Raw genomic sequence first — 9,547 nt, forward strand, 5'->3', positions numbered from 1 at the left:
CCGCGAACCGGAGCGACCGTGAGTCCGGTCCCGCGGCCGTCGTCGTTGCAGAGGGCGCTGCCGCCATGTCGAAGCTGTCAGAGACCGCCGTTGCCGGCATCGCCGGCGACGGGCCCGGTGGCCATGCCGCCGGCGGCGCGCTGCCCGGGGCCGGTGTGCCCAAGGGCGATCGCGAGATTTTCGGTCAGCTCATCTCGCGCGTGGCCCGCTACTGGCGGCGGGCCATCGATCAGGCGATGGCCGAAAGCGGGCTGTCGCAGGCAACCGCCCTGCCGCTGCTGGTGCTTTCGCGGCTGGGGCCGGAGCTGCGACAGGGCGTCATTGCCGATGAACTGGGCCTTGAAGGTCCGTCGCTGGTGCGGGTGGTGGAAATGCTCGTGTCCGAGGGTCTGGTGGAGCGGCGCGAAGACCCGCAGGACCGGCGGGCCCGGCTGCTGCGCCTGACGCCGGCCGGCGTGGCCCGGGTTGCGGAGGTGGAGGCCGCCGTCGCCGGCCTGCGGGCGCGTTTTCTGGACGATCTCGGTGCCGACGAACTCCATGCCGTCGTAACGGGCCTCACCCGCATCGAAGCGGTGCTGGTGCGGGCGCAGCAGCCATGAGCGCCGCGGCAGCCGCACCCGCACCCGCGCCCGCCCGGCCGGCGGCGCCGGGCTGGTTCGCGGGCCTTGGCCGCAACGAGGCGCTGTTTTCTCTCAAGGCCTATGCGGGCGCCATGCTGAGCCTGTGGCTGGCGCTGCAGCTCGATCTGCAGAAGCCGTACTGGGCCATGGCGACGGCCTATATCGTGGCGCAGCCGATGGCCGCCGCGGTCACTTCCAAGGCGGTCTACCGCGCGCTCGGCACGGCGATCGGGGCCGCTGTCGCGGTGGTGCTGGTGCCCAATCTGGTCAATGCGCCGGAACTGCTTTGCCTTGCGCTCGCCGTCTGGGCCGGCGGCTGTCTCTATGTCAGTCTGCTGGACCGCTCGCCGCGCAGCTATGTGGCCATGCTGGCCGGCTACACGGCGGCCATCATCGGCTTTCTCGGCGTGGCGCAGCCGGAGGCGATCTTCGAGACCGCGCTGTCGCGCAGCGAGGAAATTCTCGTCGGCATTGCCTGTTCGGCGGTTGTCAGCCGCCTCGTCCTGCCGCGTGCGCTGGGGCCGGTGCTGTCTCAGCGTCTCGGCGCATGGATGGACGATGCCGGCCGCTGGGCGGGGGAGGTGCTGGCCGGCCGCGCCCCGACCGGGGCCGCGCAGCGCGACCGCCGCCGGCTGGCGGCCGACACCGTGGACATGATGGTGCTGGCCACCCATCTGCCCTACGACACCTCGCCGGCCCGGTATGAGGCCCGGCAGGTGCGCCTTCTGCAGCAGCACCTGATGAGCCTGATGCCGATCCTGTCGGGTATCGAGGATCGTCTGGCGCAACTGCGCGCGGCCGGCCCGGAAGAGGCTGCGCTGCAGGCGCTGTGCGCGGATATCGCCGGCTGGATGGCCGCGCGCGGCGAGAGCCGCGATCCGGACGGAGCCGGTCTGCTGGCCGCCATCGCGGCGCAGGCCGCGCAGTGTCAGGCCGCCGTCGCCGCCCGGCCGCAGTGGCACGGGCTGCTGATGCTGAACCTGACGGAGCGCCTGCGCGAACTGGTGCAGGTGTGGGCCAATGCCTGCCGGCTCTCGTCGGCCATCGCCGGCAACCGGCTGGCCGTGCCGCCCTATCGCACCGCGCTTGGCCGCTATGGCGGCGAGGTGACGCTGCATGCCGACCACGCCATGGCCGCCCTCTCCGGCGTGGCGGTGGCGGTCGGCATTCTCTCCACCTGCGCGCTGTGGATCCTGACCGGCTGGCACGAGGGCGGCGGCGCGGCGCAGATGGCGGCGATCTTCTTCTCGCTGTTCGCGTTTCTCGACAATCCGGTGCCGGTGATGCGCACCTTCACCCGCCTCACCGTCTACGCCATGGTGGCCGTCGGGCTGTTCCAGTTCACGCTGCTGCCATGGGCGGATGGCTTTGCGGCGCTGGCGGCGTTCTGTGCACCGTTCCTGCTGTTCTTCGGCATGCTGATGGCCACGCCGCGCTATGGCCCGCTGGGCTTTCTGATGTGCGTGAACCTGCCGCTGGTGATGATGCTCGACAAGCGGCCGTCGTTCGACTTCGCGCTGTTTCTGAACGGCAGTCTCGCCTCGGTCACCGGGCTGATGGTGGCCACCCTCACGGCGGCGCTGTTCACCAGCCTGACGGCCGAGGAAAGCGTGGCGCGGCTGCTGAAGGCGAGCTGGCGCGATCTGGCCCGGCTGTGCGACGCGCCGCGCGGGGCGGCGCCGGCGGCGCTGGTGCGCCACCTGACAGACCGCTTCGCCCTCGTCGTACAGCGTCTGGTGCTGTTGCCGCCGGGCACCGTGGTGGCGCCGGAGAATGTGATGCGCGAACTGCGCATCGGCCTCAACATTGCAGACCTGAAGGCGCTGTCGCCGCTGCCCGGCGGGGCGGCCGGCGCGGCGCTGGGGGCGCTGGGGCCGGCACTGGCCGGGCACTTCCGCTCCGGCCGGCCGTTCGCCCCGCCGGCAGCCGGTGCGGCGGCCGCGCTTATCGGGCGGATCGATGCCGCGCTGGTGGCCTGTCTGGCGGCCGGCGGCACGCAGGCGACTGCGGCGGTGCGGGCGCTCGTCGGGCTGCGCCACGGACTTTTCCCCGATGCGCCGGCGCCGGATCTGCCGGCGCCCGCCATCCGGCCGGAGGCACGGTCATGAACGGCGAATTCGATCTCTACGGCGTGTTCCTGCCGCGGCTTCTGGTGTGCGGCATCGCGGCGCTGTTTCTGATGCGGTTCATCACCCGCCTCATGGCGCGCTGGCGGCTCTACCGGCTGCTCTGGCATCCGCCGCTGGTCGATGCGGCCGTCTTTATCCTCTGCGTCAGCCTCTTGAACGTTCTCATCAGTCGGGTCTGATCATGGCCGGTTCCCTGCCGCGCCTCGTGCGCGTGGTTCTCACCCTCATCCTCGTGGCGGCGGCCATCGTCGCCGGCCAGTCGCTGTGGTCCTATTACATGGATGCGCCTTGGACCCGCGACGGCCGCATCCGCGCCGACGTCGCCCGCATCGCGCCCGATGTCTCCGGCCCCGTCGAGGCGGTTCTGGTGGCCGACAACAGCCATGTGAACAAGGGCGACGTGCTGTTTCGCATCGACAGCACGCGCTTCCAGATCGCCCGCGAGCAGGCCGAAGCGGCGCTTGAAAACGCCGAGGCGGTGCGCGAGCAGGCCGGCCGCGACCTTGCACGCTATCGCCAGCTGAGCGAGATTTCCGTGAGCCGGCAGAAGCTTGAGGAAGTCACCACCGCCGCCACGCAGGCCGAGGCGGCGGCGCGGCGGGCGCGGGCGGACCTTGAGGTCGCGCGCCTCAATCTGGAGCGCTCGCAGGTGCGGGCGCCGCTGTCGGGTGTCGTCACCAATTTCTCGCTGCGTCCCGGCAACTATGTGTCGGCCGGGCAGCCCGTGGTGGCCCTCGTCGACGACGGCTCCTACCATGTGCAGGGCTATTTCGAGGAGACGAAGCTCGACCGCATTCATGTCGGCGACCGGGCCGTCATGCACCTGATGGGCTCCGATGCCACCCTGAGCGGCCGGGTGGAGAGCGTCAGCACGGCCATCGAAGACCGCGAGCGCAGCGATTCCGCCAGCCTTCTGGCCAACGTCAACCCGACTTTCAGCTGGGTGCGGCTGGCGCAGCGTGTGCCGGTGCGCATCAGCATCGACAAGGCTCCGGAAGACACGAAGGTGGTGGCCGGGCGCACCGTGACGGTCACCATCGTGCCCGGGCAGGACCATCGCGGCGGATGAGGCGCGGCCGGGGGTGGCGAAGTTTGGCTGCATTCTGCCCGGCCGCTTCCTGAACCGGCGCGGGTTTGCCATTCTGGCCGGCAGTTGCCATGGCCGGGAGGCGCCCGATGACCGATGCCGGAAAACGCCGCTTTGCCCGGCCGATGACGCTTGCTGCCGCCGTCTGCGGCGCTCTGGCGCTGGCCGCCCCGGCGGCCGGTGCCGCGGGAAGTGCGGGCGATGGCGAAGCCGTGTCCGGCCCGCTGCGCGACCAGCGCTATTGCGAACTGCTGCCGGTGCACCTCAGTTTCGCCGGCCCGGTCGCGACGGTCTACAACACCATCGGCCACGGCAACTGCCCGCAGGCGGAATGGGCCGCGCTGACGGCGGCCGAACTGCGCCGCACCTTCGGCGGCATCACGGTCATCCGTAACGGCCCGCGTTATTTCATCATGGACCGCATTGTCGGCGCGGGCGCGACGGCGGCCGGCGACAGCGTGGAACTGGGCGGCATCACGCTGGTGCGGCGGGCGGAACTGACCCTGCCATGGTCGGTGCTGTGGGCTGAGCGCGAGCCCTGGCACGAGCAGACGGTGGAGCGCGAGACCGTCTACCGGTTCGATGCCGGCAAGCCGCTGTTCGAACTGACGGGGCCGGACGGCAGCACCTATGTGATGCAGTCTTATTCGCGCATCGTCGATCCGACCCTGTCCTATGCCGACCTGCCCGGGCTCGGCAGCCGGCTGAAGCTGCCGGCCGGCTGGTCCTACCGTATGCGCGTTCCCGAGGCCGATGTGGTGCTCAGCGCCGGCGGGCGCGCGGTGGTGCTGCAGGACGATCTCACCAACACCTATCAGAAGATGCAGCCCGCCCGGCCCTGAGCCGGCAAAGGCGACGGGCGCCGGATTGTGCTTGCCCGCTGCCCGGCGGCGGGCGGATAATAAGTTTTGCCTCCCGCGGTCACAGCGGGCGCCAGACCCGCAGGGGAGGCGCGGAGGAAAAGGCCGTGTCTGTCTCGTCTGTCCTGACGGCGCAGACGCTGCCGCAGATGCTGGCGGCAACGGTGCGTCGTTTTCCCGATCGGCCGGCGATCGATTTTTTCGGCCGGCGTATGACTTACCGCGCCTTCGGCGCGGCGGTGGAGGCCACGGCCGCCGGTCTTCAGGATCGCGGTATCGGCAAGGGCGACCGGGTGGGTCTGTGCCTGCCGAACTGTCCCGCCGCGGTCATCTTCTATCAGGCCGTGCTCGTCGCCGGGGGCGTGGCCGTCAGTCTCAATCCGCTGGAGGTGGAAGCCGAACTGGAGCACCAGTTGCGCGACAGCGGGGCGAAGCTGGTCGTGGTGCCGGATCTGGCGGTCATCTACGACAAGATCGGCGCGGTTGCCGACCGCATCCCCGGCCTTGGCGTCGTGGTGTGTTCCTTTGCGGCCATGCTGCCGCCGCTGCGCGGCTTTGCCTTTCGCCTGCTGCACTGGCGCGCGCGCGTCCGCCATCTCAGGAACGGCCGCGACGTGGATGCGGCGCAGCTCGCCGCACCCGGGCGGCAGCCCGTTGCGGTGGCGGTGCACCCGGCGGATCTGGCAGTGCTGCAATATACCGGCGGCACCACCGGGCCGCCCAAGGGCGCCATGCTGACCCATGCGGCCATTGCCGCCAATTGCCGGCAGATCCTCGCCTTCGCGCCGTTTCTGCGGCCCGGCGAAGAGCGGGTTCTGGGTGTGCTGCCGCTGTTTCATGTGTTTGCGATGACCGTGGTGATGAACCTCGCCATCGTGCTCGGCGCGGAGATGATCCTGCTGCCGCGCTTCGATCTGAAGCCGTTGCTGCGGGTGATCGCCCGTCGCCGCCCGACGCTTTTCCCCGGCGTGCCGACCCTGTTCGGCGCCATTGCGGGTGCCGGCACGAAGCCCCCGCCGGATCTCACCTCAGTGCGCTTCTGCATCTGCGGTGCCGCCCCGCTCAGCCCGCAGACACGTATCCGCTTCGAGGCCCTGACCGGCTGCCGGCTTCTGGAAGGCTATGGCCTGACCGAGGCGTCTCCGGTGGTGTCCTGCAATCCGCCGGATGCGGTGCGCGACGGCACGGTGGGCGTGCCGCTGCCGGAAACCGAGATCGCCGTGCTCGATACCGTCACCGGCGCGCGGCTGACGGCCGCCGGGGCGCGCGGCGAGATCGTGGTGCGCGGGCCGCAGGTGATGGCCGGCTACTGGCGCCAGCCGGAGGAGACCGCCGCGGCGCTGGCCGGCGGCTGGCTGCACACCGGCGATGTGGGGTGCCTCGATGCCGACGGCTACCTGACCGTGGTCGACCGGCTGAAGGATGTGATCTTCTGCGGCGGCTACAATGTCTATCCCAGCACCATCGAGGCGGTGCTGCGCCAGCACCCGGCCGTGGCGGAAGCCGCCGTGGTGGGGGTGCCGGACAGCTATCGCGGCGAGGCGCCGCTGGCATTCGTGGTTCTGAAGCAGCCCGGCGCTGCGACGGCGGCCGAAATCGAAGCCTTCGTCCGCCCGCGGCTGTCGCCCATCGACCGTCCGCGCGCGGTGGAGCTGCGCGCCAGCCTGCCGATGACGCTGGTGGGCAAGCCCAGCCGCCGCCTGCTGGCCGGCGAGGCGCGGCGGGCGGCTGCCGGCCCGGCCTGAAACGACGACGGCACCGGCGCCCGAAAGGCGCCGGTGCCGCGTGGCTGCCGGTGCGGCGCGCCCGTCAGGGCGCCGGCGGCGTGTGGCCGTGATGGCCGCGCGAGGTATCGCGCAGCACCACATAGATGGCCGGGATGACCAGCACCGTGAGCAGGGTGGACGAGGCCAGGCCGAACAGCAGCGAAATCGCCAGCCCCTGGAAGATCGGGTCGGACAGGATCGTTGCCGCGCCGATCATGGCGGCGAGTGCCGTCAGCAGGATCGGCTTGAAGCGCACGGCACCGGCCTCGATCACCACGTCATGCAGGGTCTTGCCCGGCGCGCCGCCGTGGCGGATGAAATCCACCAGCAGGATCGAGTTGCGCACGATGATGCCGGCAAGCGCGATGAAGCCGATCATCGACGTGGCGGTGAAGGCGGCATGGAACATCCAGTGGCCGATGAGGATGCCGATCAGCGTCAGCGGCACCGGCACGAGGATGACCAGCGGCAGCTTGAACGAGCCGAACTGCGCCACCACCAGCACATAGATGCCGACGAGGGCCACCATGAAGGCGCCGCCCATGTCGCGGAACGTCACCCACGTCACTTCCCACTCGCCGTCCCACAGCACGGTCGGGGTCGATTCATCGGCCGGCTGGCCGTGCAGCGCGATCTGCGGCTTCGGCAGGTTGCCCCAGTCGTGCGCCTCGATGCGGCGGTCCACCTCGATCATGCCATAGATCGGGGCCTCGAACGCACCGGCCAGTTCGGCCTGCACCATGTCGGTGAAACGGCCGTCGCGGCGATAGATGGTGGGGGAGCCCGGCTCGGTGGTGGCGCGCACCACATCGCCGAGCTGCACCACCGCGCGGTTGCCGGGCTGGGCGTTGGCGGCCACCGGGGTGGAGGCGAGCCGCTCGCTCCAGGTCAGATCGTTCTTCGGCAGGCGCACGATGATCTCAATGGGGTCGCGCCCGTCGCCGCGGTGCGAATAGCCCACCGGCAGCCCGCCGACGAGAGCGCGGATGGTGTCGTAGACATCGCCCTGCTCCACGCCGAAGAACTCCAGCCGGTCCTGATCGATCTCAAGGCGCAGCCGCGGTCGCGGATCGCCGATGGAATCGTCCACGTCGACGATGAACGGCACGTCGTGGAAGATCGACTTCACCTCCGCCGCCACCTTGCGGCGCGTGGCGGCATCGGGGCCGTAGACCTCGGCGATGAGGGTTGCCATCACCGGCGGGCCGGGCGGCACCTCCACCACCTTCAGGCTGCCGCCTTCCGGCAGCTTCAGGGCCCGGGTCAGCTTTTCGCGCAGTTCCAGCGCCACCTGATGGCTCGGCCGCTCGCGCTCGGCCTTCGGTGCGAGCGTGACGGCAAGTTCGCCAAGCTCCGGCGACTGGCGGAAGTAGAAGTGGCGCACGAGGCCGTTGAAGTTGAACGGCGCAGGCGTGCCGGCATAAAGGTCGATGGCGCGCACCTCCGGCAGGTCGCGGGCGACATCGGCGGCCTGCGTCAGCACCCGGGCGGTGTCCTCAAGGCTTGCGCCCTCCGGCAGATCGAGGGTGACGGCGAGTTCCGACTTGTTGTCGAACGGCAGCAGCTTCACCGTGACATCGCGGGTGTAGAACAGCACCATCGAGGCCAGCGTTGCCGCGCCGACGACGAGCAGGAAGGTCCATGCCCGCGCGCGGCTGGCCAGAATCGGCTCGGCGACGCGGCGATAGAGATGGCCGAGCCGGCCTTCGCCATGGGTGCCGCCATGAGCGCCGTCATGTGCCGCGGCGCCGGCCTTTTTCGGGGCGAGCTTCAGCATCAGCCAGGGCGCAACCGTCATCGCCACGAAGAACGAGAACGCCATCGCGGCCGAGGCATTGACCGGAATGGGGGCCATGTAGGGCCCCATCATGCCGGAGACGAACAGCATCGGCAGCAGCGCGGCGATCACCGTCAGCGTGGCGACGACGGTGGGGTTGCCCACCTCGGCCACCGCCTCGACGGCCGCGCTCACCCGGTTGCGCCCGTCGTGCATGCCCCAGTGGCGGGCGATGTTCTCCACGACGACGATGGCATCGTCGACCAGAATGCCGATGGAGAAGATGAGCGCGAACAGGCTGACGCGGTTGATGGTGTAGCCCATGACCAGCGCCGCAAACAGCGTGAGCAGGATGGTCGTGGGGATGACGATCAGCGTCACAGACGCCTCGCGCCACCCGATCGCAACCGCAATCAGGATGACGATGGAGACGGTGGCGAGCGCCAGATGGAACAGCAGCTCGTTCGCCTTCTCGTTGGCGGTCTCGCCATAATCGCGCGAGACGGAGACGGCGATGTCGTCGGGAATGAGCCGGCCCTTCAGGCTCTCCACGCGCTCGCGCAGCGCTCCGGCTACCACCACGGCGTTGGCGCCGGCGCGCTTGGCAACGGCCACGCTCACCGCCGGCGCGGTCTGCCACGCGCCATCCGCAGCCTTTGCAATGCGCTGCACGCGGCTGTCGTCAGGGGCGGGCGCCAGCACGATGCGCGCCAGATCGCGCACATAGACCGGGCGGCCGTCGCGGGTCGTGACCAGCAGCAGGCCGATGTCGGGAATGCCCGACAGGGTCTGGCCGGCCACCAGCGTGCGGGTCTGGCCGGCCTCGCGCACCGGGCCGGCGACGAACGAGCGGTTGGCGCCCTGCACCTTGGCGAGGAGCTGCTGCAGGGTCACGCCATAGAGGGCGAGCTTTTCGGGATCGGGTTCGACGCGGATCTGCGGCGCCCGGCCGCCGGACACGAAGCTGAGGCCGACATCGTCGACCTTGGCGAGTTCCGATTTTAGCTCGTCGGCGAGCTGGTAGAGCGCGGCATCGTCCCAGCGCCCGGCGGCGTCCGCCTTCGGCGACAGGGTGAAGACCACGATCGGCACGTCGTTGATGCCGCGCCCGACGATCAGCGGCTCGGGAATGCCGATGGGCAGCCGGTCGATATTGGCGCGGATCTTCTCGTGCACGCGCAGGATGGCATCGTCGGCATTGGTGCCGACATCGAAGCGCGCCGTGACCATGACCTTGTCGTCCACGGTCTGGCTGTAGACGTGCTCGACATTGTCGATGGCCTTGACGATGGTCTCCAGCGGCTTGGT

General features: G+C 70.1%; 7 protein-coding genes. 6 read left to right on the plus strand and 1 reads right to left on the minus strand.

The genetic code is table 11. The features are described from left to right. The 6 genes from V7067_RS02295 to V7067_RS02320 form a co-directional block, all read left to right on the plus strand. The coding region (locus V7067_RS02295; protein ID WP_334174252.1) for a MarR family transcriptional regulator at window positions 1-599 on the plus strand (599 nt) is incomplete at its 5' end. Then, window positions 596-2,728, plus strand: coding sequence for an FUSC family protein (locus V7067_RS02300; protein ID WP_334174253.1), 2,133 nt, complete (start codon window positions 596-598; stop codon window positions 2,726-2,728). The genes V7067_RS02295 and V7067_RS02300, both read left to right, overlap by 4 nt. Beyond that, a complete protein-coding gene (locus V7067_RS02305) occupies window positions 2,725-2,928 on the plus strand; it encodes a DUF1656 domain-containing protein (protein ID WP_334174254.1) in 204 nt (67 codons plus the stop codon). The genes V7067_RS02300 and V7067_RS02305 overlap by 4 nt, the downstream gene beginning before the upstream one ends. Before the next feature lie 2 nt (window positions 2,929-2,930). After that, a complete protein-coding gene (locus V7067_RS02310; protein WP_334174255.1) occupies window positions 2,931-3,818 on the plus strand; it encodes an HlyD family secretion protein in 888 nt (295 codons plus the stop codon). Window positions 3,819-3,925: 107 nt separating this feature from the next. After that, window positions 3,926-4,678, plus strand: coding sequence for a hypothetical protein (locus tag V7067_RS02315; RefSeq protein ID WP_334174256.1), 753 nt, complete (start codon window positions 3,926-3,928; stop codon window positions 4,676-4,678). Between the two features lie 125 nt (window positions 4,679-4,803). Continuing rightward, window positions 4,804-6,441 carry a long-chain fatty acid--CoA ligase gene (locus tag V7067_RS02320; protein WP_334174257.1) on the plus strand — a complete coding sequence of 546 codons (1,638 nt, stop codon included), beginning with the start codon at window positions 4,804-4,806 and terminating at the stop codon, window positions 6,439-6,441. Between the two features lie 64 nt (window positions 6,442-6,505). Here V7067_RS02320 and V7067_RS02325 read toward each other — a convergent pair. After that, on the minus strand, window positions 6,506-9,547 hold a 3,042-nt coding region (locus tag V7067_RS02325; RefSeq protein WP_334174258.1), incomplete at its 5' end, for an efflux RND transporter permease subunit.

It is taken from the genome of Pseudoxanthobacter sp. (genome assembly GCF_036822375.1).
Lineage (GTDB): Bacteria > Pseudomonadota > Alphaproteobacteria > Rhizobiales > Segnochrobactraceae > Pseudoxanthobacter.

Bases quoted from the DNA above. Each gene is read 5' to 3' on its own strand.
- V7067_RS02300 (WP_334174253.1), top strand. From the start codon at position 596: ATGAGCGCCGCGGCAGCCGCACCCGCACCCGCGCCCGCCCGGCCGGCG.
- V7067_RS02305 (WP_334174254.1), top strand. From the start codon at position 2,725: ATGAACGGCGAATTCGATCTCTACGGCGTGTTCCTGCCGCGGCTTCTG.
- V7067_RS02310 (WP_334174255.1), top strand. From the start codon at position 2,931: ATGGCCGGTTCCCTGCCGCGCCTCGTGCGCGTGGTTCTCACCCTCATC.
- V7067_RS02315 (WP_334174256.1), top strand. From the start codon at position 3,926: ATGACCGATGCCGGAAAACGCCGCTTTGCCCGGCCGATGACGCTTGCT.